This is a genomic window from Simkania negevensis Z (genome assembly GCF_000237205.1).
In the GTDB taxonomy this organism is placed as follows: Bacteria; Chlamydiota; Chlamydiia; order Chlamydiales; family Simkaniaceae; genus Simkania; species Simkania negevensis.
The window spans coordinates 60,914-87,504 of record NC_015710.1; the positions used below are offsets into that span (position 1 = coordinate 60,914).

A 26,591-nucleotide genomic window follows, 5' to 3' on the forward strand; every position below is an offset into this window, starting at 1 on the left:
TGGTGCTAAAATGATTATCAGATTCTTCCAGGTTAAACTAAAGTTAGAAGGAGAAAAAAATGGCAACAAGTGAATTACATCAAAGAAAACATGCCGGAGGCTATGAAGGAGTAGCTTCAAACTACGAAGAAACCGTCCAGCAAGATATTGCTGAAGATAATCATGAGCAAGATCCTAGCTGTTGGAGTCAAGTTTCTCAATGGATTCAGAATGTCAGTTATCAAATTTTCGCCTATACTGTGTGGGATAGTGTTGTGAGTGGGTTCAAACCCGGCCGAATGAGAGCCATTGAGCTCATGGATGTACAATCAGAGGACCGGATTTTGCTTGTCGGTGAAGGAAGCGGTTTAGACTTTGAATGTTTACCTGAGCAAACGAATAAATTAGCTTTACGAGCTTTTGACTTTTCCCCAGAAATGGTGCATCAAAGCAAGATTAAAGCTAGACAACTCGAGATTTCCGAGGAGAATTGTTTCATCGGAGATGCTCAGTATCTTCCGTTTGAGCATGAAAAATTTGATAAAATCTATTTTCCACTCTCTGTGGCATCTATTCCCAACCCCTCTCTTGCATTGCAAGAAGCTGAGCGCGTCCTTGATCCAGGTGGGAAAATTGTTATATTTGATAAGTTAAGAGATGACGATGTACCGCTTTCCTGGCAAAGAACTACTTTAAATGTAATTACCAAATGTGTTTTTGCAGATATTACCAGAAACCTTAGCTCGATCCTAGCCTCTGCTCCGACCTTAAAAATTATTCACTACGAATCGCTAGCAGGAAAATTAGATGGGGTGTTCGCTAAATATGCAGGTCAATATTACAGAATTGCAGTCGTTGTAAGACATGAAGATTACCCGGATCAAATGGCGGTTCCAGCGAAACTACAATAGACCTATAAGTTCAACAAAGAACAAAATGCTCTTTTGTTCTAGTGATGCTCGTGATTTTGTTGATGGTCGTCTTCCGTAGGAACCGCTTCTACTCCAATTCCATATTCATAGACAAGTTCGCCCCCTCTTCTAGCGGCTTCTGTAAGTGCTATTCCTGCCAAAAATAAAACCACTAAGAAAAAACAGGAAACTTTTCGAAACTTCCGATCATTCAAGTAGGACCATATTCCAAGGACGAGAAACAGCCCAAAGGAGAAAAGAGCCCAGTTTCTATGCCAATTCATCGCATGATGAGACAATGCATCGTGAGAAAAAACGGTATAATATGCGAGAAAACCAGTGATGATAGCTAACACTGCAAACCCGATGCCAATCCAAAGGCACCATTTGGCCATGATAGCAAGTTCTTCTTTTACTTTGATTTGAAATATCCTAGGCATTATGCGTACAAGGAGTTGTAAAATCACAGATAAGGTCAATAACCCAACAACAAAGTGAACAAAAATAGGGTGCAAATCTGGAATATCTGACAAACTCATAAACCAATCGGCTTTTTTATCGTTAGTGATGACCATGGTCGTGAATTTTTTGCAGTGGATAAAATTCTTCGACCTTAAACCGATCAGAAGGGTTTTGAATGAAATTGGTGATTTGGGAGACCGTGAGTTCGCTTTCCTTTGGATCATCAACGCAGTACTTTTCCGTAAGTCTGTATTTTTTGTAGTAGCTATTTGGATGGGTGGTGTGATTGGGGTAATAAAAATCGAGCTTTTCGTTCTGGAGGTATTTCATCAATGCGTGGATGATTGTGGGATCAATCACTCCTGTTTCATTCTGATCAAGAAAAATCGCCTCAGCCCCCCTAGGATCGATGATGATGATTTTTTGACCGGTATCATTGGTGATTGTGATGGGACATGCGAATGCTTTAAGAGTTAACAACAGTCCCACAAATAAAATAGCTATTCTCATAAAAACCACTGGAATAATTCAAATAATTTTCTAATCATTTCTTAAATTGCATATAAATCTTCTTTTTTTTAAAAGCAAATCATGTGTCAAGCATTAATAAAAATCGTTTTCTTCGTAATACTGTTTTTTGTGACAGGATGTGCAAGCTATAAAATTCCCATTCAAACTCAAAATCATCCAGCCTCTTCTAATGCGAAAATTTCTCAGATAGAGTTATCACCAATATTGGATATCCCAGAAAGCAATAATATCGAAAAACAAGAGATCCATGTTCATCCCCATCATTAAAAAGGTCTTCCCATTTTTTGTTTTGATGCTACTCTTAAGTAGCTGCATGAGAGTCGACACTAATCCTCAACCCACTTTCAGCCAAGTTCAAGAAGCTATTACGAATCTCACTGGGCAAAATATCTATTGGGATACCTCCATTCAAGACTCAGTCACCACCATTTCAGCTGGGGATTTGCTCCAAAAAGAACTAACGGGAGAGTTTGCAGTTCAGATCGCTTTGCTTAATAATCAAAATCTTCAGGGGACTTATGAAAGCCTTGGAATTGCTAAAGCACAACTCGCACAAGCTGGTCTTCTAAAAAATCCCATCTTCTCATTTTCCTACCGATTCTCTACCCAATCAGCCGTCACAGACTTGATCGATATCAGCTTATTTCAGAATTTTTTAGAAATCCTGCTAATTCCTTTGAAAAAGAGAATGGCACAGGCTGAATTGGAAGCAGCACAAGCCATGGTTACTACTCAAGTTCTCGATGTTATCGCAGAGACAAAAATTGCTTTTTATAGGCTTCAAGCCGCAGAGCAGATATGGAAATTAAAAAAGCAAATTCTCTTGGCAACGCAGCTCTCTTATGAAGCGGCCCAAAGGCTATTTGAAGCGGGCAACATCAAAGACTTACAAGTATCGATGGAGCGCTCTCTCTATGAACAATCAAAACTCGAGGTAGCATCTTGGGAAATCGCCGTCTTAGAAGCAAGGGAAAAGCTCAATATCCTCATGGGGCTTTGGGGGTATCAGATTGACTGGAAGATTGCTTTGGGATTGCCTGCAATTCCCATGGAAGAAAAGGATTTTAAGGATGTCGAAAATGATGCGATTATGAGTAGCATTGATCTAAGAGTTGCTTATAAGAGAATTTTAGCAACAGCTGCTGGATTTGGAATTGACACGACAAAGCTGGTATTTCCTCAGCTCGATATAGGTGTGAGTAGCGAAAGAGATGACAGTGTGTGGTATGTGGGCCCCGCTTTTAGCTTAGCAATTCCTCTATTTGACTTTGGTCAGGCCAACTCAGCGAAAGCTCAAGCTAAAATCATGCAAGAGTGGAATCAGTACACTGCTCTTGCAATAGAAATCCGATCAAAAGCCCGCTCATCTAGATTTTCTTTGCTTAATGCTTTTAGACAAAGCCGTTATTTGGAAAAAATAATTGTTCCATTAGCAGAACAGATCACCCACTCTACTCTCTTACAACATAATGCCATGCAATTAGGGATTTTTCATCTACTCTCAGCAAAACGGGAAGAATTGGAGAAAAAAATTCAGTCTATTCACATGCAACAGGAATATTGGAGATCTAAAGTAGCACTTCAAACGCTTTTAAAAGGCCATGTTCTTGGTAAACATTTGTTTGAGATGCCATTGAGGAAACATTATGAGTAAGTTTTTTGGATTGTGTTTTCTCGTTCTACTTTCAAGTGTCTCCTATGGAAAATGCACCATTCCTCCCAGACCTTGGGCTCAAGCTGAAAAAGAAAATTTGGCACCAGGGATACCTCACAAAGATTATACTCCTGCAGTTGTTCCGAATGGATCAACAGCCAACTACAAAATCATCGAGGGCGTTAAGGTGTTTCACTTAACTGCAGAGGAAATTGAGTGGGAAGTCGCATCGGGTTTTAAAATTCATACTTGGGGATTTAATGGTTCTGTTCCAGGCCCTATGATTGAAGTGGCGGAAGGGGATAAGGTGAGAATCTATGTAACGAATAAGCTTCCTGCTCCTACGACTGTCCATTGGCATGGTGTTTTGATCATCTGTGGAATGGATGGGGTTGCAGGAGTGACTCAACCTGCCATCCCCCCAGGTGAAACTTACCTTTATGAATTTATTTTTCCCGATAGTGGAACCTTCATGTATCACCCCCATTTTGATTCTATGACTCAAGAAGGGATGGGGCTAACTGGAATGATCCTCGTTCACAAACGAGAACCCGATGTGACAAAAAGACCCGATCGCGACTTTGCGATTATGCTTCATGAATGGAATATTGATGTGGGAACAGCGAGACCCAATACTCTTAAAATGGATTTTAATGTTCTCACAATGAATGGAAAAGTCATGCCAGCAACAGAGCCTCTTGTAGCAGAATTAGGAGATACGGTTTGGGTGCGCTACGGTAACTTAAGTGCTATGGATCATCACCCCATTCACTTACACGGCTATTCATTCAAGATCATAGGGTCTGACGGAGGATGGGCAGAAAATAAATCAATACTCCTCCCCGAAACAACCGTTCTTGTTCCAGTGGGAGCCGCTAAGGTCATTGAGTTTTTAGCTGATAATCCAGGGGATTGGATTTTTCACTGCCATATGACCCATCACACCATGAATCAAATGGGCCATGAATTTCCAAACATGGTAGGAATGGAAGTAGGGGATTTTGATGAAAAAGTTCGCGCTCTGATTCCTGGATACATGACAATGGGAACAACAGGAATGCGCGATATGACAAAAACAGGAATGCCTATCCCCAAAAATAGTATTCCCATGCTTGGTTATGACGGACCTTTTGGCCAAACAGTTTTGGGGGGAATGGCCAATATTTTAAGGGTTAGAGAAAAAACCGATCATTATAAAGACCCGGGACCCTACTCGTTTCCAAGAGGATCCATTGCTGCTCCGGCAACGCATGGGGATTTATTAAGAGATGGTATTATTGTTGATCATTAACTTCGCAGAAATCTAAGCGAAAAAAATAGTTGATTTAATTTATTCAAAAGCTTTCCTTTGCGAGGCTCAAATAGCGATATAAAGTAGGTCTTGAAATCCTCAGTGTTTTGCAAATCTCCTCGATCTTTATTGATTTATCCTCGTGCATCCTCTTTGCTGTCTTGACTCTAGGATCACTCGGAAGGATCGGTTTTCTTCCGCCCATTTTCCCACGAGATCTTGCCGCTGAAAGTCCCGCTCGAGTTCTTTCCTGAATGAGGCGTCTTTCGAACTGAGCGAGAGAAGAAAAGATATTGAATATCAATTCTCCAGAAGCAGTTGTTGTATCAATAGCCCCATCACAAATCGATTTAAAACTTATCCCGTCTTGGCGTAGCTCTTCAATCAATTTAACTAAATGAGACATCGATCTTCCAAGCCTATCCAGCCTCCAAACAATTAATGTATCCCCATTTTTTAATTCTTTTAGACATTGCTCGAGTCCTGGGCGCACCGACTTGGCTCCAGAAATCTTATCGGTAAAAATCAACTCTTCTTTACATCCGGCTGATTGAAGAGAGTTAATTTGAAGTTCCAAATTTTGGTCATCCCTACTAACCCGTGCATAACCAAGGAATCTTCGCTTCATTTTCCAGCCTTATCTTGTTTATTGTTGATTTTAATGAGAATATAATTTTATGTTTTATGAGATAATAAATCAAGACAATTCTACCCTTGATAAATGAAAAAAATCGACACATTCAAAATCCTGTCTTGTTAAACGAACGTTTTTTGAGATAATCCATGGTCTCTGTTAAAAGGACTGCCTATCCCTTTTTGAAAAAGCAGCTCAGTGAAGAAGAATTGACTACTCTCTATAGTTTGAGTCAAAAAGAGCTGAGCTTGATCTACCAGAATGCAAATGGCAATAGTCAAAGGCTTACTTTTGCTGTTCTTCTCAAGACCTCTCAAGTATTGCACTATTTCCCAAACCTCCAATCAGCTCCTCATCAATTGAAGGCATTTCTCTCTAAGCAATTAGGATTAGCAAATGAAATAATTTTACTTGCCGAGGCTAATCAGAAAAAGACACGCTCTCGCTACAGAAAAACCATTCGCAAATACCTGAAACGCAAGCCATACAAAGAAGAGGGAATTGAGCTCTTAAAAGCAGTGATTACAAAGGCCGCCTACACCATGAGCGATCCAGCTGATTTGATCAACGTAGCAATAGAAGAGCTGGTCAAAGAACGTACTGAACTCCCCGCATTTAGTACCTTGGATCGCTTGACAAATCATTTAAGAACCCAAGTGCATGAAGAAATTTATCAGGGCGCTACTAAAAAACTTACAACGTGGCAAAAGTCAACTTTAGAAAAATTATTAAATGTTGCTCCCAATGAATTCATCAGTGATTTCATCCGACTGAAGCAAACTCCAAATACTCCTACCTTAGGGCATATTAGGATGTGGACAGAGCGGCTGGAATGGATAAAAAAGATCCTGGATCCTAATCTTTTCCTCCAAGAAGTTCCCTTTACAAAGATTCGCCAATTCGCTTCAGAAGCACATGCCTATTCCATTGCCGATATGCGAGGCATAGCCCATGAAGGTAAAAAGTTCACCTTATTATTGTGTTTACTTCATCGGTCTCAAATGGAAACAGTCGACGCTTTGGTTGACATGTTTCTAAGGAGAATGAGGCGCACCGAAAATGCAGCTAGGGAAGAACTGAGGCTGATACAAGACAAACATCGTGATTGGGAGGAGTCATTAATTTCTGTTCTAGGGGAAGTTCTTGATCACACTAAAGAAGAAGAGGATGCTACATTTGGGAAGAAAGTAAGAAAAATTTTTAACGACAAAGGGGGCGTTGATACCTTAAAGGGGATCTATGAAAAGGTTTCCGCTTATCATCACAATAATTACCTTTCTCTTCTCTGGCCTATTCATTCAAAATACCGCGCTGTACTATTTCAATTATTTGATCTTATTGAAATTGTCTCAGCTACGCAGGACCAATATCTCATTCAAGCTTTTGAGTTTGTCAAAAAATACCGGCACACACATCGAAAATATCTTCCACTAGAAATAGATCTGAGTTTCATGAGTCAAAGGTGGTTTTACTTTGTTCAAAAGCGCAAGAAGGGCAAGAGTTTTGTCGATAGAAGGGCTTTGGAAGTCTGTGTTTTTAGCTATTTGGAGCATAGTCTGTTATGCGGAGATATATTTGTCATAGGATCTGAAAAATATGCCGATTATCGTGCTCAGCTATTGCCCTGGGAAGAGTGTGACAAGAAACTTGGAGAGTACTGCGGAGTTGTGAATCTCCCTACAAATAGTCGAGACTTCGTATCTCAATTGAAAAAACGTCTTGCTCGAACGATTATAGAAGTGGACCGAAGTTTCCCTATGAATTCTGAGTTTACAATTGATCCCAATGGAATCCCTCACCTAAAAAGACAAAAAGCAGAACTTCCCCCAGAAGGATTGAGAGCTTTTGAGGAAACGATTTTGTCAAAAATGCCAGAAAGACATCTACTTGATATTCTAAAATATACAGATGTTTGGACTGGATATACCAAAAACTTTGGTCCTCCTTCAGGTTCTGACCCGAAACTATCAGATTCTATCAGGCGTTATCTACTCACTATTTTTGGTTATGGGTGTAATCTGGGCCCCACTCAAACAGCCCGTCATGTCCCCTCAATCATCAACTACCACACTCTTCGTCGAATCAATGCAAGTCATGTAAATATCACAAAACTAGAGGCTGCTTTAACCAACATCATCAATGAGTACATTCGTTTTGAGATTCCTAAATTCTGGGGAGGAGGACAAGCTGCCATAGCGGATGGAACCCATATTGAGCTCCGAGAAAATAATCTTCTCGGAGAACAGCATATCCGTTATGGGGGATATGGAGGAATTGCTTATCATCACATCTCAGACACTTATATCGCTTTGTTCAGTAAATTTATTACTTGTGGCGTCTGGGAAGCTGTGTATATTTTTGATGGCCTTCTTCAGAATAAGTCAGACGTTCACGTTGACAAAGTTCATGCCGATACTCAAGGACAGTCAGAGGCTGTTTTTGGGCTATCTCCCTTCCTAGCCATAAAACTGATGTCACGGATGCGAACATGGAACGATGTGACTTTCTATCGCCCCGATCCTAACTTTCGCTGTCGTCACATCGATAAGCTTTTTACAGAGACCGTTAACTGGGATCTAATTGAAACGCATTGGGAAGATATGATGCAGGTGGCTTTGTCCATTCAAGCAGGTAAAGTTCTTCCCTCTATGCTGTTAAGAAAATTGGGAACACGCAGTAGAAAAAACAAACTATACTTGGCTTTTCGTGAGGTAGGACGAGTAGAGAGAACTCTCTTTCTGATGCAATACATCTCTGACCCTAAGTTTAGGCGAGAAATACAATCTGAGACGACAAAAATAGAATCTTTTAATAGTTTTTTGGATTGGATTTCTTTCGGGGGGCCAATCGTTAAGGATGGGGACCCAGAAGAACAAGAAAAGCAGCTCAAATACATGAATCTTGTTGCGAATGCGATCATGCTTAGCAATGTTGTTGATCTAACCAATGTCATCAATCAGATGATACAGGAAGGAAAGAGAGTGACTCCTAAATTGATCAGTAAACTGAGTCCTTACATGAGACAGCATATTAGACGTTTTGGTCAGTACACCTTAGACATGGATGAAAAGCCTGAGATTTCGAAGCCAACGTCGATAAAGTTTCTCGGGGGAAATCTGAAGTGACTACTTTTTACACGTATTATGCACATACCCCCTCTTGTTTATAAATGCTTTATTTCAGAGTCATTAAAGCGAGAAAACAGTAAAGATTTTTTCAAGATCAAAAATTACGCAAATTTCTTAGATGAAATCACTCGATCACAATTTGGACGAGCGGGCTCATCCGTGCATTTTAGGGCGGTTTCGTTTGTTAACAACTTATTTCCAAATACTTACGGTTTTTCACTTTAAACTTCTTCTTGTCAAAAATTTAGTCGTGATCTATCATCATGTTTGATTCATCAAACATGACTTCCTCATTTCACACCTGCTCTTTCTGAAAAATACGTACCGTTTGGAATAACGTGTCTATAAGGAAGAAGGGATATTCTTGAGATTATCTCTTCAGAAACTTCCTCTCCCTGAGACCTTAAATGATCAACAATTCCAGCAATTTTCTTTGTGTTCCAATACAGTATAACATTGGATACCAAACTCAAACAGCTCGCTTTGTTCATCATTTCCTCGTAATCACCTGCTTGAAACTCTCCCTGATTCGCAAAGAATATCCATCGGGGCAATTTGTGCCTATATTCTCCCTTATTCAATTGAATATGTGCTTTTCTCCTGAGAGGGGGATTGGTTACATAATCGAGAATATACTGCGTCTTCTCCAATCTCCCTAAATGAGTAAACGCTTTTGATAGCCTGTCAGCTGGAGAGATGTTTGCTAATCTTTGTATGATAACATGGGCAGGAGTCAGCTTTTTTCTAAGGGAGGCAACCACTCTTAACATTGGATCCCATTGCTCTTTGATGAGATCCATATCGACTGTTTTTTTTAAGAGCACATCGATTTCTCCATAATCTTTGTTCTTATCGATTCTGTAGAACGTTTGATCTTTTAAATTTTTGATTCGTGGCATGAATTTATATCCTAAAAGACGACATAGAGCAAAGATGTGCTCCGTATAGCCTTCAGTATCAGTAGTGTGCTCTCTGATTCCCAGAATGGTGTCATTCTCTAGGAGACCGTCAAGAACGTAGAGCGCTTCCCTGGGACTACAAGAGATGACTTTTGTTCCAAAAACTGAGGATTGATCGGAAACGTGAGAATAAATGCTCACTCCTTTTTCATAGTAACCAAAGTATCTTGGGTAATAAGACGCTATCAGAGAACTTCCTCGGACTCTAAATCTTTGTCCATCAGAAGAGGATAGCTCTCCTGACCCATAATAGCTGCTTAGGGGAAGCTTTGTATGAGCATTCACAATCTCCGCATTAGCAGCCTTGATCGTTTCTTCGCGGATACAAGTACGCACAACATCCCTGAGTATATCTACGCTCAATTCATCAGTACTGTTCGACATGGCAATGATCCCCAGATTGGTTGCCATAGCAATAATTGCTGCAACGATCGATTTATAAGAGTAGGGAGTTTCTTGCCTACTTCCTTGGATAGGGTTGAAATGTCGACTAAAATGAAGCTCTTGATCGACTTCTACAATGAGGTCTTCAATCCTTATCCTGGGAAGAGAAGCATTAATAGTATTTTGCAGCAGATCTACACTGGGGAGGCGCTCAAGCTTATCATCCTTTCGCAGTTTCAATTTCCCTTTTTCTATTTTAGCAAATTTATTTCCTCTGAATCGGTCTTGAGACTTCTCTACGGAGCTTTCAAATGAATCAGCAAGTTTTTTTGTTTCAACGTCTCCATCTGCTTCAAGATGAAGCTCTTTGCATGCATTAGGCTTTTCCTGTTCCCACTTCTTTTCACTATAGATTAAATTCCAGAAGGAAGTGTGTCTTTTACTTTGTGGAAGATAGATATCACCAGAGCGGAATTTATCTTTGATAGCAATCGAAAGACCTATTTCCCAGACGCTACGACGAATAGCCCCATCTTCTCTATAGAGGCCCTTGTGCAATTTGAAGTCGATGAATGAGATTGGTGCTGACATAGGAAACTTTTTGATATCTTCTCCATCTAATTTCCTGATTAGATCGATTCCAATCAGGAGATCTTCATTTCCTGGCTCAATTTCAAAGGGAAGATTTACAAATCTTGGGAAATATCTCCTAATGCCTCTGTACCTCCGAGATAAAATTTCAATAAACCCTCTGTCTTCAAGGTCTCGATAAAAGCGCACATTTTTCATGTCTTTTTTTAATTCCTCTTGAGGAAAGGAATCAAAAAGATTCTCAAAGGTTTTTTCTTTGCATTCGAATAAGGCATCGAGAAAAGATAAAATTCCGTTTAACGAGGCTTTGCTTTTTTTACGGTATAATCTCTGCTGCTTTTCATAGACATTTTTTGTTTCTCTTAGCATTTTTTGGATGAATTGATCATGCATGAGCACTAAAGAATCCAGAAGGGTCTTTTGAGATTCAGATAGAAAGATCGAAAGCAAGCTATATCGTTTTTCTGGATAAAAGCGTTTGATTTCCCAGGCATCATATCTTTTAGCAAGCTCATGGCAGTGGTTCACAAAATTGAGAGGAATGTCTGATAGATCGATTTCACAATCTTCAAATTTTTTGAGTTTGTCAAATCGATCGAGGTAGATGTTGATGGATCCAATGGTAGCAGCAGGTGGAGAATCTTTCAGTTCAGCGAAGAGGCTCTTGGGGTCTTCTGAACTGGTCAAAGTAAGGAGATCTAAATGCTCTTTAGTTTGATCTGAGATCTTTTGATAGATGAGGTTGAACCACCCTTGAGAAGATTGGTTGAGAATGGTTCCAACAAGGCGTTTTAGAACTTTTCTTGTCGGAAGGACAATTTTTTGGTCCAAAAGCCACTCTTCTGCCATTTCAATGAGTCGGTCGGCTCTTATTTCATTTCCTGCTTTCTCTACAAGCCAAGAAGATAAATCATTTTGATCTTCTATAGAGGGACGTCTAAATTCTAGGTGATCAATGATGTCTTGACACTGCTTTGTATAAGTTTTTTCTCTTTCGGGAACATGAACCTATCCAACTAAATTTTTTATCCAAGTATAAACTACCCCCAATATTACCAATCCATTCCATATCACGAATAAACGCTCCCATCGCATCAATAGCCGACGACAACGTCTTTTTAACCAAGCAAAAGCTCGTTCTACCTTCCAGCGTTGTGGGCTCAATTTGAAGAAATGGGTAACTTCGTTAATTTCTGGCGCCCATCTTCCTTTGATTTTCCGATAGGGAATTAGAGGAAATATTCCCATGTTTAACAAAAACTGACGTAACCAGCCTGCATCATAACCTTTGTCTGCCTCAAGAACAACTACTCGCCCTTTGAGTGACTTTAATGGAAGCTGTGTAAGCAATCTGCTAACTTCCTGTTTTTCATCCCCCTTTGCATCGGTAGTTGTAATGGCTATTGCATTGCCGTTTTTATCGATAAGCAAGTGAAGCAGAACTCCCTTGCCTTTATAACCATAATCAACTTTTTCCCCTCCTCCTGGAGCGGGGGGAAAAAGAACCGTCCACAGCTACTTGAGAAAGATCAACTTTTCCTTCCATTATTGCTATCTGTAATAGCCCACTCATCACCTTATCAAAAACTCCTTCAACACTCCATTGCTTTAACCATTTGTGAGCTGTAGAACGAGGGATAAAAAGAGAGGAATCTGTCGGAAGATCCGCCCAACGACATCCTCTCGTTAAGATAAAGAGTATTGAATTCCAGGTTTTGCGTAGATCACTTCGAGGAGTTCCTCTCTCCAAAGGAAAAGTATGGTCCATAAGACCTTCAATGAGTTGCCATTGTTCATCTGATAAACACTTAAATCCTGCCATGTCATCTCCTAAATTTTTTTAAAAGAATATAGCATTTAACTTTTTAGTTGGATAGATTCATAGACTTTGAAACTTGCTCCTTGATCCAGTTGAGAGTTTAAATAGTTAAGAACTTTTGTTGAGATCCCTTCAAACTCTTCTAAAAATCTTCCGTATTTCCTCAAAGAACATAGCTGAATAGCAACATGCAATTTGTACTGAAACTGATGTTTGTTAATAAACTCTGTTTCATAGGGATTTAACGTCCAGATATGTGCGAGCTCTTCGTCAGAGATCTGGTCATTAAATGCCGAATGGTCACATTGCATTCTGTTCCCTTAGATATTTATAAAGCGTTGGCTTGGATATTCCCATCATATTGCAGATTTCCTTCACTGTAGATTCCTTGTCTTTATAGAGCTTTACAACCAATGATCTCTTTGCCGAATCTAACCTTTTTGGACGTCCCCCTAACCTTCCCCTGGCTCTAGCAGCTGCAAGTCCTGCTTGAGTTCTTTCCTGAATAAGGTTTTTTTCAAACTCTGCAAGAGCCCCAAACAGATGAAAGATTAACTTTCCTGTAGGGGAGCTAGTGTCTATTTTTTCATGGAGGCTTTGAAATTCAATTCCATTTTTTTCGAGCTCAATGAACCAGTCGATGAGATGCTTAAGAGAGCGACCCAGTCTATCTAAACGCCAAACCACAACCACATCTTCTTTAGGTCTTAGCTGCTCTTTTAACTTTGCTAGCCCAGGTCTTTCTGCCACCGAGCCACTAATTTTGTCTGTGATAATTCTTTCGCATCCAGCTTTTTTGAGTTCGTCAATTTGCAAATCTAAATTTTGTTCTAATTTTGAAGTGCGTGCATATCCAAACTTCATACAAAGCTCCCAAGCGTTAAATAACTGTTCTGTAGAAGTCTAAAGCTTACATTGAATTATTTCTAGAGTTTATTTACTTCTTGTTTGTCTATGTAAGCAAGCACTCAAAAATTTGAAGCAAGCAAAGTAAACAAAACGGTCGTTTTGTTTACTCCAAAAATTTTCTATAGACAAAAAATTTTTTTTCTTTTTAATCTCAAGTCACAATTTTGAGAAACAAGTGATTTTTAGGTATCATCATGAAAAACTTTAAATTTTCAATTTTGAAAATAATTTTTCTGCTCTCTGTTTCTAGCCTTTTAATTGGGGCAAATTCTTTTCCTAAATCTTTTTCAGCAGAAGAGTTAGAAAACTCTGTGGTAGTCGATTTAGATTCTTTAGAAATCTCAATGGATGGGATTTTTCTTCAGCATCTTGATGGCTGGAAGAAAATTGACTGTCTATTTGAAGATGTTCATGGAAAATATAGAGCAACGTTAAAATCTCCGTCTAATGAATGGGATTTTCACTGGATATGCCCTAAATGTGGTTTTAAAAATGGTACTTTTGCTAAAGTATGTGGTAACTGCGGTTACAGGCCGGGTGCACCAGACTCTTAGGATTTTTCTTATTCTGCTCATCACGTTTAGCTTGTTTTTTTGTGTTAACTGGAAGAGCTTATATGTTAAATCTGTCCTTTTTTTTATCCCTCAAGAAGAACGACATTACTTAGAAAGTTTTTTTTTATACTTAAACGTTTTTAGTGGATTCTCGTTTGTTTTAAATGAAACAAAGCCATTAACAACCGCATATTTGAAAAGATATGATATGTTAGATGACCTTAGCAGTTACAGCTCTATCGGCCATTTTGAAGATTTTTTTGAGTGCTTACATCCAATCATTTTAAAAATGCATAAAGGAATAGAGATATGGGAAAAATATTCTCACCTTTTTCCTTCTAAAAATATTTATATTTCTATCAATAAGAGTAGATTCCCTGAGCCTGGGATAGTTATAATTATTTTCAATGAGGTGCTTTTGAAAAAAGTAATAAATGAAAACAAAGATGATTTTTCAAAAATTTTAGGAAAAGACTTTAATTGTAACCTCTTCATAAAAAAGCTAAAGAAAAAATCGACAGACTTTCATAAACTTCTAAAAAACAATGATTACTTAATGGGATTGATTTATGGTTTCGGAAAAGATAATGCGCAAGCTTTTCAATTAAGAATTAAATCTAATCTATTTTCAATTCCACCTTATTTAATAAGCTACGATTTTCCCAAGCCGCCAAATGGATTAACCTCTTCAGATCTAAAGTATTTTTGGGATACTGAAAACCCAATTAACAGTTTTGATCCTTTTTTTACATCAATCCCAAGCTTTGTAATTAACCCAAGATGTTTAGAAAATCAAAAATTAAAACAAAAGTATATAAATTCTTATAAGGAAATCAACAAATCTCAAAGAGAGTCAAAGAATATCTTGGCGTGGAGCCTAACAAAGCTCTTAGGGTAAAAAATTTTGAACAGTAACCTCCTGAAATTATAGAGTTAACAAACGAAACCGCCCTAAAATGCACGAATGAGCCCGCTGGTCCAATTTCTTGTGTGCATTTTAAGTGTTCTAGATAGTGTCGTCAAAATAAACCTCCCCAAAGAGCAATACATCTAATTTGCACTGCAGCCATAAATGAGGCTGCATTTTTTGCATATCTTGTAGCAATTCCCCTCCAACGTTTTAGGTGTAGGAGTGTGTTTTCCACCAAGTGTCGAAGTTTATAGAGATCTTTGTCGAAGGGCCAAGGCTCTCGTCGGTTCGATTTTGGTGGAATCACAGGGTTTATACCCTGATGATTAAGTTGTAAAAGGATTGCATCGCTCTCGTATGCTTTATCTGCGAGAAGATGTTCTGCAGAAATACCTTCAATCAAGAAGCTAGCCTGTGTGCTATCATGTTTGGCACCTTCTGTAATAACAATTCTGACTGGCATACCATGCGCATCCACGGCCAAATGCAATTTTGTGTTGAGCCCCCTTTTGTCCGACTCATCTCCTGATTGCCTCCTCTTGCTCCTGCAGCGTGTGGGTGAACCTTAATATGACTCGCATCTATTATGAGCCATTCATAGTCGGGGTCGTCTATCAGACTTTCTAGCAATTTTTCCCAAACCCCTTGATTCCTCCACCGGCAGAATCTTCGATGTGTATTTTTCCAGTTACCATAGTCCGGAGGTAGATCTCTCCAGGGTGCCCCTGTACGCAATATCCAAAATACAGCATTAATGAACGTACGATTATCTTTCGCTGGTGCGCCTACAGATCCTCTTCTCCCAGGGAGTTTTTGTACAAGCTGTTCCCAGATTGCATCTGATATGTCATGACGTCGATGTGTTTCCATTTTCTTCCTCTTGTTGGATGTTTTTTCCTACAAAAGTACCATATTAAAATAATTTGACGACACTATCTAGTTTTGAAAAAATAATGGCCGAACTTTTCATATATTCAGAGTTTTTAAGTATTGTGCATCTGCTGTAAATACTCTTTCTTGTCCGCTAATATCTTAGGATCTTCGATATAGCTCTCAGCAATATGTTTCTCTTTTAAATAATCAAACTTGATCTTCGTAGGAGAAATATTGCCTGGGAGCCTTAAAAACGCTTCTAAATTGTTCAATGACAAAATTTCTGTCTCTGAAATTGAAGCTCTTATTTTTTCTATCGAGGAAAGACTGACGCCATCTCGAATTTCATTAGCTCCATAAGAAATGCCTTCCTGAATCTCTCGAGTTTGAACTTTCCCGAAGTAATTAGACATTCTTTTTGCTATATCAGCATTGTTTTGTCGAAAACAAACTGATATGCCACATTGATCAAGAATGCCATCGGTAGTAGACTCTCCATAAATCTCATCAAGTTGTGCCAAATTTTGAGTAGCTAATGTTATACATCCCTGATACTTAGAAATTTCATCCATATAGCTTCTAAGATACTCAAGTTTTTGAAGAGAATGAAGTTCATCAACAACAAGCCAAACTAGTTTATTTTTTTGAGAAATACCTCTTTCCATGACAGCTGAAAGGGCTAATGAAAACCACACAGAAAGGAGCACATTTAGCTTCTCTCTTTTCGTGGGGTATGACGCTAAGAACAGCCAGTTTCTGTCTTTGCTAAAAATCCAGTCTTTAATTGAAAAAGGATTTGTTGTGTTTTTTAGAGGCCGAAGGTGATTTATATACGTATTAAGTGTTGCTCGCACAGAAGCTGGGGTTCTTTCACCTTTTGGATCTACATATATTGCAGCATCTGTATCTCGTAACTTTTTGTACAGAAGATCAGTAGATGAACGCATTAAGTCATCTAGAAAATCTTGGATATAAAAATTTTTCTGTGCATAAGCTCTCTCTAGAGAGGCAATAAATATGCTTCTTGAGGACTTGATAAAAAAGTCGTTATCGCTTTTTCGAATTGGCTCTGGAATAAACGTATAGGCCAGTTTTTCAAAATCTAAATCAGCACAATCACACCAAGGATGCCATCCCTTGGACCTAACATCACAGGGATTCAGTATAACATCTTTTCCATCCCTATAGAACTCAGAAATAAACGATCCTGTTGTATCAACAACTACCGCACAATCCCCTCTTTCTCGAATTTGCTGAAGAAGCTGGCGAAGACAGTTTGTCTTCCCTGTTCTACTACTTCCGGTCATAAGAATGTGGTAGGGATCTTTCGACTTTGGAAGTGGAACACTTGCTAACTTAAGATCAGAAGCTTTTCGTTTAAGATGAAAACTGAGTTTCAATTTCCAGGACTTTTGATAAGGTAATCCTGAAATATGCTTTTTTTTCTCAGTTTGCCTTCCTCTCCAAAGAAAGAAGCCCATACAGAGCAAAAAGGAAGTTAGAAAAATCTTACCAGAAGTCGCAGCTGCTTCTAATGCTTCTTGTAAAAAAGTAGAGATTCTTTTCTGACAAACAGAAATGACTTTCTCTTTTTTGATCCTAACCGTGTTATTTTTAAATCGTTCATTCAAAAGCGTTACAGAAACGATATGCTGAGTTCTGCTTATAGACTTATTAGAATTCTTCATTATCGGTTTTTGAATTTCTTTCCACGATTGAGCATCTACCACTACCTTCTCTTCAAAAGAGGTTTTTGCTACTCCATAATAATAAAATGCTTTGTAGTTCTCAGTTGGTTGTGAATAAAGGAACCATCCTAAGTAAATTAGGGCTGGGACAATGGCAACTAAAAAACCAATTTTTACCACTTGGCGCAACATACGAATACGATGTGCCCATGTTTGTCCTCCAGCTGCTATTGTTTTAAATAGTCCCATACTTCGTCCATTTTTATTGAAATAGTCTTAAATAATATCGCTATTCGTAAGGTCTTCGATATGTTTTCTTGGGACCTCTTTGAATGAGTATTCCTAACTTAATCAATCTTTCGATAACTTTTTGTGAGCCATGACTTGTAGTCATTATCCTCTTAAGAAGTCTTCTTCATGGATTGATAATCCTCTATAAACGGTCCCATCTCCTCTCCCGCTCTTCCCAAAGTCTTCTTTCCATTTGGCACTTAAGCCACTTTTCGGCTGGAATTTTTAACACAGCTTCCAAGTCTAAAGCGCTACTTTCTGATATCCCTCGCTTTCCAGAGACTATGTCATTCACTTTAGGAGAGGTCCACGACCCTCCTAGCTCTTTAGCAAGAGCTCTCTGAGAGAGATTTCTTTTCTCAAGCTCTTTTTTAAGCATCTCAGCTGGAGAAATCGGAGGTGATTTTTTATTAGTCATAGATGTCTCGATTAATTTCTGCTTCAATTTCCTCAACTGAAGGAAGTGAGGACTTTAATTTTTCAGGGAGATTTTTAACGATTTCTGTTTCATAGCTTGCAACCCCGATCGGTTTTTTGATATCGCGCAAAGCATATTCTACCTCTGTCTTGTTTTTATCTTTACAAAGGAGTATTCCAATAGACGGATTGTCATGAGGTCTCTTCATTAAATCATCAACAGCTGAAAGGTAAAAATTGATTTTCCCTGCGTATTCAGGTTTAAAAGAGGTCCCTTTAAGTTCAATCACGCAAAAACAGCTTAATTCAAGATGATAGAAAAGAAGATCCAAATAGTAGATTGTATTAGAAACTTTCAGTTCACATTGCTTCCCAACAAAAGCAAATCCTTTACCTAACTCAATTAGGAATTTTTGTATGTGATCTATGAGCCCTTTTTCTAAATCCCTTTCTTCATAATTCTTTGTAAGTGATAGAAAATCGAAGCAATAAGGATCTTTAAGAGTTTGATTTGCTAAGTCTGACTGCAATGGAGGTAAGGTATTTGTAAAATTTGTAATTGCCTTTCCTTCCCTTCGATAAAGATCTGAGTCGATCCAAATGGAAAGCATATTACGGCTCCAGCCATTTTCAATTATTTTTTTTACATACCATAGTCGTTCTTCTCTATTGCTAAGTCTCTGAATTAGAATAAGGTTATGTCCCCAAGGAATTTGTCCAACAAGCTGTTGGATAATTTCAATTTCAGGGTATTCCTTAGAAAACTGAACCATGTATGAGATATTTGTACGGGAGAATCCTTTTGCGTGAGGAAAAGCAGCTTTCAAATCTTTCGCAAGTTTTTCAATTGTTTTTGCTCCCCATCCTTCTTTTTCTTGTTTTTCAGAAATTGCAATCCCAATTTCCCAATAAAGGTGAATAAGTTCTTGATTAACTTTGACTGCTGCTTGGATCTGACTAGACTGGATTTTCTCTTTGAGTTTTTTCAGTGTTTCAAGATAACCATTGGAAATAGGTTCGCTATTCTTGTTAATTGCTTGCTGGGCTTCTTTAGTACTTTTGACACTTTTTCTGAGCATTTTATTCATAGTCCTAATCAATTCCTCTCACCCAAAAGCCCACAATAAGGAAAAAGACGGTCAATGTAAAAACAGGCCATATAATAAATCGAACCAAAAACAAATTTAAAGCTGTGAAAAGTCCACTCCAGTTCTTTCCTTTTTTTCTTTTCCATTTGATGATAAGAGAAGGAATTCCCCAAAATAATACTCCAAAGCAGAGGTTAATCATGCTACCAAAAACAATGATCCCTAACACAGGTAAAGGCCCTTTTGAAAAGCCCCAAAGCATACTAGTCGGCCCAAGCCAAATGAGAATATAAAGCATTAGATGAACATATTTTGTATAAGTGGCAATCTTAGAAGACATCTTTTTTATGTAACTTTCTACATATAAGTTAGACATAGAGCCTCTCCTATTTGTTTTGTCATGATATATATCATGTTATCATATTACAATAATATGATAACATTAGAATCTTAAATTTTCTTTTCAACTGTATGTTTAGGATTGAAATATCCACTCGTCCTTGCTTACTAAATGTCATCACTTGTTCTAAAATCCATCACTGCAACTTTCTGTTCGCCGGTTAGTTCATCCCAACCAGGCAACCCGGGATCATATGGTTTACTTAATTCTGATTCAGAAAGCTCAAAAAACTTCTGCACCATTCCTGCTGCTTTCTTAACCGTTGAATGCTGAATTGATTTAAGAAGGAAATGTGTGTCAGCATTTTTCTCAAACTCTTCATTCTTCTGATCTAACTGCTGAGGAATGTCTTTTGTTTCAGACTCGATATGTTTAAAATCCCTTATATCAAGGGGAGTCGGAGCATTTTTTCTTGCCTTTGTTAGTTCTAAAGGTTTCCAATCTCCAGGATCTTGTATCTGGATGATGCCTGGATTCATGCTTCCAATTTGGGACTCAGCCGTTTTTAAAAGGTTTTTGCTAGGAAAATCATCTTTTTTAAACTCTGAATTTATGTGCATATCAGGTGCCACATTCTCATGCACAGAAAATTTCCTTTGAGAAGGATCGTTAAAACTATGAATTGCAGAATCTTTGTTTTGGATATGGGCTGCTTCTAAATCTGGTTTTGTCATCTCAAATTCACGCTTGTAATCCGAAAGAAAATCATTAGCATAAGATTCCATCTGTTCGGGATTTCTAAGAGCTGACTGAACCCTTCCAATATCTTGGTGATTTCGGTCAAAGAGATAGTCAGTAAAGGGATTTACAAGGCTATTTGAAACAGACAAATCTTTAGATTGGGCAACACTTTGAAGGTCTTTTAAACCTTGGATTTTACTGAAAGACGAATTGTAAGACTCGGCAACAGAGCCCATTTTATCAAATTTATCAGTAAAGTTCTGAGCCGTTTTAACATCAGATGCTCCTGAAAGGTTGACTCCATCTGTTTTTGCAGTTTGCGAGAGGTTTTGCAGCTGTTTGAAAAGGCTAAGATCTTCAGCTAGTCTTGTTTGCTTCTGCTCATCACTTAAATGAGAAAAGCCTTTCGACAAAGAAAGATCTCCGCTAGTGCCGGTTCCAAAAACTTTAAAACCTAAGTTGGCATTCGCAGCTTCTCTGAAAACATCTTGAACAGACTCCCCTCTTTGTTCAGCAAGAGAGAGCGCTTGTGAGTACGCTTGCTGCGCTTGTGTATGTAGCCCTTGCTGATGGGTACTTGTATGTCCTTCGGTTTGTCCTAAAGATGTATTTCTCGTGAAGCCTAAGTCTTTTAAAGCACTAGTCAGATCCGAAGCTGTCTCAGAAAGATGAATCCCATCGGTCTGATTGAGTGATTCGGCTTCTTCTAACTGGTTAGAAATGCTACTAGAAAGTGACTCTCTTAAAACAGGAACATTGGCAAGATTAGACTGCGCTTCTTTATAGGTAAGGCCCTCCCCTGTCATGCCTGACACAACCTCTCCAGACGCCATGGATTGTGTCATTTTATCAGTCCCAATGAAAGGAGCATTCTGCTGTTGGAAAAAGCTACTATGGCCTGTAGACTTTCCTTTGATTCCTATGTTTTGATAGTTGTAATTTCCTGAAACCGCTTCAGCAGCACCTGCACTTGCAGCGCTATGCGCTCCTCCTGACAAACCTCCGACCATACTAAAAAGAGCGTGCACTCCTTGTTTCGCTAAAAATAGAATTGCCCATGAAAGTGCAGGTATCATACAGAGAAGGGCATTCGCAGAGGCTTGCTGCTGTTGCCAAATCTCCAAGAGCCCTTCTGAAGTACCTAAGGTTAGACCAGAGTTTGAGATCCCATAGAGAGTTTTTTTTATAGCCCATTTATGGTCTAATAAGAAGTTCACCACTACATAGAGCGGAGGCCAAAAGGCTAACCAAGCCAATAGTTTAAAATAATTTAGTATCATCTTCAGCCCGATTTGCATAAGAGAGAGGATGCCTATAAATGAGGAAGCAGCAAGTAATATAAGAAAAAGATCGTTTCTTTGAGCGATCAGATCTGCGCTAGAAAAGATCCCTAAGATGCGGTTTGTTTCATTTTGGACAGCTCTTGCTTTGGCTGCTGCTAAGCTTGTATGAGTCGGGTTGGTATAGTCTTTGAGAGTATCAATCGCGATTTGCTGCTTAATGATCTCTTCGATAGGGGCTTCACTAGCTGTTTTAGAAAGAAAGCCAAATTGGTTGCCAACAGCTCCTAAGAGAATTTCTCTAGAATTCAAAAGATTGCCTGAAATATTCATCGCGATTTGCTCTATAGCTCTTCGACAAGAAAGTCTTCCTTTCGTCCCAGCTAAAGATGCAATATCATTAATTGTAGCTTCGATTTTATTATCACTAACTTCTTCTTCATTATTTTTTGGAACGTTAATTTTTAAAGTCTTAGGGTAGATATAGGTGCACCCTCGAATTTTAGAGGTGTGATTTTTCAAAAACTTAATCAAGTTAGGAGCTTCTAATAGATCTTCTCGTGTATAAATCCCAAGACCTAAATCTCTAAAGACGCATTCTCGACAAAATTCTCGAAAATTTTGCTCCGTTGTTCCATCTAAGATTTTCATCTTTCGGATGTTATAAAGACTATGTCCTCCAAAAATATGGCCAGTCCAGTTATAAATGGGATCATTTACTTGATGGAAAAATGTCTCCATAATCTCAGTCATTTCTTGAGAAAAACTTGTAAAGATCGACATGGGGGCAGCAAAGAAAAGAGGTACATTGTCGACTGGAATGTTTTGAGCAATGGGGTCTGTTTTAACAAGATTGTCATGAATCACAACTTTAACAGGAATAAACCCTATATTTAGAAGAATTAATGTAGGAACAAGCCACGACCTTAGGGCGGCGAAAATGCTTCCCTTAACAACAAAATAAAGAAGAGCTGCGTTGAGTCCAATAAATACACAAAGAAGAATATAACCATTATACTCAGAACTCTTTGAAAGAGCTGTAAGCGCGTCTAAGATACTTTTGGTGAGTCTTCCATTTCCCCATGTAAAAATAGGCCAAAAAGTCTCCTCAGAATAGAGAGAAACAGGTAGAAATAGAAGAGCTAAAAACAGCTTCTTCATAAAGCCCCTCCGATATTTTCTCTTAAGTTACGTTCAATATTCATGTAAAAATCAATAAGCTGAGATTTCTGGTTCATCTTGAAATAGATCTCTTGATTTCTTTGTTGAATATCTTGAATCGCCTTGTAGAGAGACTCTTTAAATTCTTTAACGTTTTCTGTTGTGACCTGTCTAGCTTCTACAGAAGTGGTAGTATGGATCATGAGCTTTAGAACTTCCTGCGCATACTTATTGGCTTTTTCAACTGCCAAAAGCTCTGCTACTTCGAATAGAGAAACTCTCTCTAATGCTGTTGTGCCTTGCCACTGCCCCATAAGGTTAAGCAGGGTATCTATAGGAAATGCTGTTTTCTCTATAAGTTCTTCTTCTTCACGAGTTAGAGAAACACCTTCTAAAATCCCCTCATTCACAATTTTTTCGAGAAGATTTTCAAGAACTCTTAGTATCTTCCCACACTCTCCAGCCATATGAGGAGAGCTAAGCTTATCTGTTGTACCTACTTCTAGACTTCCCAGCTTATATTCGTAAAAAGTGGGAGTTTGTTCTTGATTTGTTTCGCTTGAGTTTTCTCTAAACGATTTTTTCAAAGGAATAGGATTCTTGCCATAAATCAAAAGATCAAGTACAGCCTCTATTTTTGAGGGATAGTACCGGTATTCATAGAGGTCAACCTCTTCTTTTGTCTCTTTATCAAGCTCTCTTTTCCCACTTTTTTTGCGAACAATCGTCCCTGTGAGGTTGAGGTATAAATTTCTTTCTTCTTCGGAAAGAGTTAATTTTTCCATAGCCTTGTAAGCAATATTGTACTCCCCTACAAGAAACCCCATATCATCGACATGGCTTAGGGACCGCCGTGCATCGTTCCCAAAGCGACTACATCCATGTCGCGCTTCAATCATCCCAGAGAAATACCCTTTTTTTGCTCCGGCATGGGAGCAAATATATTGTGTCGCGCCAGTTTCTCTGGGCCAGACTCCTTCAGCTAAGGCTTGCCCAATTTCACAAGAGTTAATCGAAAACCCATTAATAGGCAGAGCGAAGCTTTCAAGCTTGTTGATGGAATCAAGGAACTGTGGTGAGGCGCTTTGAAGAGAAAGGATTAAAAAATGAGTCCCCATAGATTTCCCAATATTGACCAAAGTTTTGCCAAATTCTTCCGCTGAAACGGTACTTAGACCACCAAAAGAATAGTCAATTCCCCCACAACCAATATCAAAGCTTGGAAGTTCAATGTGAATTGGATGCACATTGGATACCCGATTTCTTAAATATCCAGATCCTCCTGTGAAAGTGACTCCTAAAGATTTATCGTAAAATGCGTGCGACTTTGTGATGTTGTGATGGATTTCTGCTTCTTTTTCCATACCATCTACGAAGGCATCTATCATTTCGTCAAATCTCGATTTAGCGAAAACGCCGATGGGAATAATTAGAATAAGCAAAAAAAGAGCATTTTTAATTGTTCGCATGGAAGTCCAGGGGTTGATCAACAAGGTGGTAATGAAGGGCTTGTCTATAAATGTTATTAACGATTTCTGTTAAAGAAACCATGCCAGCTCCTACGGCATAGCGCTCAAAGTCAATTAACTGATTGCTTTTTCTCTGGAGAGAGCTTGGGTTGACAAGAAAAAATACAGGGAAGCGATTTACACTAAAAAGAGCTGGAAGACTCTTGCTTTTCAGTTCATTAGATGTGTGCTTAAATGGTTTGTCGTTTACAACAACGATACGCACTTTTAGACCGTATTCCTCTTCCATCATCAAGGCAACGTCAGCTGCAATTTCTGAATAAGGACATCCTCCTTCAGCAAAAAGTAGCAGGAAGTATTTTTCCTTGATTTGGGAGATGATAGCTTCTTTTTCCGCTTTTTCTACGACTTTTTTAACGTTCATTCCTCTTTGAGAAATCGGTGTATCAAAAACTGCTCCTATTTCAGGATTTTCAATGATGAAACGACGGACTTCTTCAGAAAATTTGAGTGATCGATCGACGATATCACTTTGAATCTGCAAGGCTCTCAAAATATGATCTGGAGTCGGATTCAGAGTGGCGAGATCTATCGCCTTTTGGAATCTCTCATTATTCTCCTTTGTGATTCGTTGAGCCTCATTTGGATCGTTAACTTTGCTATAATCTCGAGAGATCTCTTCCTCTTCTTTTTTTGGCTCAGGGTCTTCAAAAAAATAAAAACCAACAAAGTGTCCTTCTTGGTAAAAGTCTGAGAAGCAAAAGCATGGAAATAGTAAGAGCAAAAGGAGCTTGGCTTTCACGGCTTTGCCTCCTCTACTTTTTTAAGATCCTCAGATAAAATATTTCGTGTCTTATGAGTAGTTTCTTCAAGAGAAATTTTTCCTGAAAATTCTTGCAAGGAGTGCTTGAGCTTTTTTGCAAGAGCTTCTTCTGATACTTTCTCTTTAAAGTCTCGAACAAACTCTGAGAGGTCCATTTGAGAAAAATCTAAAGACGTTAACTGTTGAAAAGAAAGACCGTGGCATCTTGACTTTTTTGAATTTCCCCAACTAAGTCCTAATTGTTTTCTCCCTTCTTCTTGAAGAATTCTTGCGAGCTTTGTGGGGAAGCAGCAATAAATATGTTTTGTTACTAATGTTCCTGAGAGTTTTCCCAAATAGTGGCATTTACCGTCTCGAACTGCTCGATAAAGACCTTTTTCTTCCTCGCTACATTTTCCCAAATGGGCGGCAATACAGAGCCCTTGTCCCTGCTTACTTCCATCATAACAACAGTCAAAAACATTATCTGAATCAAAAGAGCGCCGACACTTGCTCTCACATCCTGAAAAAATGCTTTCTTTTGTAAAATTGATATTTTTTGGGTCTTCTTGATCGGCTAACCCAGCAGCAGCCATAAGAGTTGCAATTGCTTCCCCAAAATCAGTGTTTTCTCCAAAGGTTTTATCGGCCTCTACTCCAATAAAAAGGTCATGATCTATTTCAACTGTCGGATGATTTTTTGGTTCGACAAGACTACTCATGTCATAGGTCTTTTGCCAAAGAGCACACCTATCATCATGTTGCTTAAGACACTGTTTTTCAACCAAGATGCCCCCTTTTAGACGTAATTTTTCACATTTTGATGAAGCCTTTTCTCTGCAGTTAAATATCAGCCTTCTTTTCCAAAATGGCTTTGAGATAACCATTTCATCGATAAGGCGTGGACCTTCTTCATAATTCTCTACTTGGAGCAGAGAACAGCTCGGATTTCCTTCGATTTCACTTAAAGAGCGTCTATTACTTGAAAGTGTTTTCCAAGACTCTGTTTCCTTGGCTTGTTGAATGATAGACTCATGAGTGTGATAATTATGGCATCTTTTTTCAGGCTCTAAATGTTTCCAATGAGCTGTTGTACAATAGGATGTGACTAAATTTACAAAAGAAGAGTCAATGTAAAAATCAAAGTCTACTCTCCCTTCTTCATCTTCAAGATGCTTCTTGAAGAGTTCTAGATCTTCTTTCAGTCCATTTCTAGTCCAAGCAGAAAATTCTTTTTTATGACCAAGACAGATTTTTTCAACTTTTTTGATTGCCGGAGTAATTGAAACTTGTCTTTCTTGTTCGAAGGAATACGTGTAAACTTCTCCTTCTTCACATGTTTCAAATCTATCTATTTTTTGTTGCTCAGACCCTAAAGCGTTTAGGTCAATATCTTCTTCTTGCAGCTTATACTTTTCATCTGGAAGTGAAAGTTCTATGTCGAATTCTCTAGATGAAATCAAAAGCTCTTTCATTTCGGGAGTTGTTTGAGGAAACTCTTGAGACTTACATCTTGCTTTAACCTCATCTGGATTCAAAGGAGGATCATCTGATAGACTTTTCATGATCGAATCTGATCCATTTTTATACAATGCTTTTAAAGCATTCCAAGCTGTGTTATTGTAGTCTTGGGCAGCTTCATGTGCTTCTTTCTGAATGTTCTTCTTGGTGTCTTCACTTAAATTTGCGTGTAACGAGCAGGTAAGCAACATCAATGACATGAAA

The 26,591-nt window shown here is 38.6% G+C and carries 23 protein-coding genes and 1 pseudogene; 7 read left to right on the forward strand and 17 right to left on the reverse strand.

Features of this window, described 5'->3' with window-relative positions:
• The first annotated feature begins 59 nt into the window (after positions 1–59).
• Positions 60–890 carry a class I SAM-dependent methyltransferase gene (locus SNE_RS12045; protein WP_013935039.1) on the forward strand — a complete coding sequence of 277 codons (831 nt, stop codon included), beginning with the start codon at positions 60–62 and terminating at the stop codon, positions 888–890.
• 38 nt (positions 891–928) lie between these two features.
• Here the strand turns inward: SNE_RS12045 and SNE_RS00295 are convergent, their stop codons facing one another.
• Positions 929–1,465, reverse strand: coding sequence for a DUF2231 domain-containing protein (locus SNE_RS00295; RefSeq protein ID WP_013935040.1), 537 nt, complete (start codon positions 1,463–1,465; stop codon positions 929–931).
• Complete coding sequence (locus SNE_RS13110) at positions 1,452–1,862, reverse strand: hypothetical protein (protein ID WP_013935041.1); 411 nt, start codon at positions 1,860–1,862, stop codon at positions 1,452–1,454. The genes SNE_RS00295 and SNE_RS13110 overlap by 14 nt, the downstream gene beginning before the upstream one ends.
• 334 nt (positions 1,863–2,196) lie before the next feature.
• On the opposite strand from SNE_RS13110, the gene SNE_RS00310 reads away from it, so the two are divergent.
• Positions 2,197–3,537: a TolC family protein gene (locus SNE_RS00310; protein WP_158307179.1), complete on the forward strand. Its 1,341-nt coding sequence runs from the start codon at positions 2,197–2,199 to the stop codon at positions 3,535–3,537.
• On the forward strand, positions 3,530–4,828 hold the full coding sequence (locus SNE_RS00315; protein ID WP_013935044.1) for a multicopper oxidase family protein: 1,299 nt from the start codon (positions 3,530–3,532) through the stop codon (positions 4,826–4,828). The genes SNE_RS00310 and SNE_RS00315 overlap by 8 nt, the downstream gene beginning before the upstream one ends.
• Positions 4,829–4,871: 43 nt before the next feature.
• Here the strand turns inward: SNE_RS00315 and SNE_RS00320 are convergent, their stop codons facing one another.
• Positions 4,872–5,456 (reverse strand): recombinase family protein, encoded by a 585-nt coding sequence (locus SNE_RS00320; protein ID WP_013935045.1) that lies wholly within the window; start codon positions 5,454–5,456, stop codon positions 4,872–4,874.
• Between the two features lie 155 nt (positions 5,457–5,611).
• On the opposite strand from SNE_RS00320, the gene SNE_RS00325 reads away from it, so the two are divergent.
• Positions 5,612–8,587: a Tn3 family transposase gene (locus SNE_RS00325; RefSeq protein ID WP_013935046.1), complete on the forward strand. Its 2,976-nt coding sequence runs from the start codon at positions 5,612–5,614 to the stop codon at positions 8,585–8,587.
• Positions 8,588–8,708: 121 nt separating this feature from the next.
• A complete protein-coding gene (locus tag SNE_RS13115; protein ID WP_013935047.1) occupies positions 8,709–8,861 on the forward strand; it encodes a hypothetical protein in 153 nt (50 codons plus the stop codon).
• Between the two features lie 19 nt (positions 8,862–8,880).
• Here the strand turns inward: SNE_RS13115 and SNE_RS00330 are convergent.
• The 5 genes and pseudogenes from SNE_RS00330 to SNE_RS00350 form a co-directional block, all read right to left on the reverse strand.
• Positions 8,881–11,511: pseudogene (locus SNE_RS00330) on the reverse strand (Tn3 family transposase); the annotation flags it as partial.
• 21 nt (positions 11,512–11,532) lie between these two features.
• Entirely contained in the window at positions 11,533–12,039 is a 507-nt protein-coding gene (locus SNE_RS00335; RefSeq protein ID WP_079891495.1) for a transposase, read from the reverse strand.
• Positions 11,990–12,346: a transposase gene (locus SNE_RS00340; RefSeq protein ID WP_013943592.1), complete on the reverse strand. Its 357-nt coding sequence runs from the start codon at positions 12,344–12,346 to the stop codon at positions 11,990–11,992. Before SNE_RS00340 ends, SNE_RS00335 begins: the two co-directional genes overlap by 50 nt.
• A 35-nt stretch (positions 12,347–12,381) precedes the next feature.
• Positions 12,382–12,654, reverse strand: coding sequence for a DUF4158 domain-containing protein (locus SNE_RS00345; protein ID WP_013935049.1), 273 nt, complete (start codon positions 12,652–12,654; stop codon positions 12,382–12,384).
• Positions 12,644–13,207, reverse strand: a complete 564-nt coding sequence (locus SNE_RS00350) for a recombinase family protein (protein WP_013935050.1) — start codon at positions 13,205–13,207, stop codon at positions 12,644–12,646. Before SNE_RS00350 ends, SNE_RS00345 begins: the two co-directional genes overlap by 11 nt.
• A 239-nt stretch (positions 13,208–13,446) precedes the next feature.
• On the opposite strand from SNE_RS00350, the gene SNE_RS00355 reads away from it, so the two are divergent.
• Positions 13,447–13,806 carry a zinc ribbon domain-containing protein gene (locus SNE_RS00355; protein WP_013935051.1) on the forward strand — a complete coding sequence of 120 codons (360 nt, stop codon included), beginning with the start codon at positions 13,447–13,449 and terminating at the stop codon, positions 13,804–13,806.
• Between the two features lie 208 nt (positions 13,807–14,014).
• Positions 14,015–14,704: a hypothetical protein gene (locus tag SNE_RS00360; protein ID WP_148258896.1), complete on the forward strand. Its 690-nt coding sequence runs from the start codon at positions 14,015–14,017 to the stop codon at positions 14,702–14,704.
• A gap of 121 nt (positions 14,705–14,825) precedes the next feature.
• Here the strand turns inward: SNE_RS00360 and SNE_RS12570 are convergent.
• The 9 genes from SNE_RS12570 to traN all read right to left on the reverse strand — a co-directional run bounded on the left by SNE_RS12570 (position 14,826) and on the right by traN (position 26,587).
• A protein-coding gene (locus tag SNE_RS12570) for an IS5 family transposase (RefSeq protein WP_231919487.1) occupies positions 14,826–15,586 on the reverse strand; the annotation gives its coding sequence in 2 pieces (ribosomal slippage) (positions 14,826–15,229 and positions 15,229–15,586; 762 coding nt in all).
• A 113-nt stretch (positions 15,587–15,699) separates the two neighbouring features.
• Entirely contained in the window at positions 15,700–17,526 is a 1,827-nt protein-coding gene (locus SNE_RS00375) for a type IV secretion system DNA-binding domain-containing protein (protein ID WP_013935053.1), read from the reverse strand.
• A gap of 184 nt (positions 17,527–17,710) precedes the next feature.
• Positions 17,711–17,986, reverse strand: coding sequence for a helix-turn-helix transcriptional regulator (locus SNE_RS00380; RefSeq protein WP_013935054.1), 276 nt, complete (start codon positions 17,984–17,986; stop codon positions 17,711–17,713).
• Complete coding sequence (locus SNE_RS00385; protein ID WP_013935055.1) at positions 17,979–19,073, reverse strand: PDDEXK nuclease domain-containing protein; 1,095 nt, start codon at positions 19,071–19,073, stop codon at positions 17,979–17,981. The genes SNE_RS00380 and SNE_RS00385 overlap by 8 nt, the downstream gene beginning before the upstream one ends.
• A gap of 4 nt (positions 19,074–19,077) precedes the next feature.
• A complete protein-coding gene (locus tag SNE_RS00390; protein WP_041418603.1) occupies positions 19,078–19,449 on the reverse strand; it encodes a hypothetical protein in 372 nt (123 codons plus the stop codon).
• 131 nt (positions 19,450–19,580) lie between these two features.
• Complete coding sequence (locus SNE_RS00395) at positions 19,581–22,595, reverse strand: conjugal transfer protein TraG N-terminal domain-containing protein (protein WP_013935057.1); 3,015 nt, start codon at positions 22,593–22,595, stop codon at positions 19,581–19,583.
• Complete coding sequence (locus SNE_RS00400) at positions 22,592–24,064, reverse strand: conjugal transfer protein TraH (RefSeq protein ID WP_013935058.1); 1,473 nt, start codon at positions 24,062–24,064, stop codon at positions 22,592–22,594. The genes SNE_RS00395 and SNE_RS00400 overlap by 4 nt, the downstream gene beginning before the upstream one ends.
• On the reverse strand, positions 24,051–24,866 hold the full coding sequence (locus SNE_RS00405) for a conjugal transfer protein TraF (RefSeq protein WP_013935059.1): 816 nt from the start codon (positions 24,864–24,866) through the stop codon (positions 24,051–24,053). The genes SNE_RS00400 and SNE_RS00405 overlap by 14 nt, the downstream gene beginning before the upstream one ends.
• Positions 24,863–26,587, reverse strand: coding sequence for a conjugal transfer protein TraN (gene traN / locus SNE_RS00410; RefSeq protein WP_158307180.1), 1,725 nt, complete (start codon positions 26,585–26,587; stop codon positions 24,863–24,865). The genes SNE_RS00405 and traN overlap by 4 nt, the downstream gene beginning before the upstream one ends.
• Positions 26,588–26,591 lie beyond the last annotated feature (4 nt).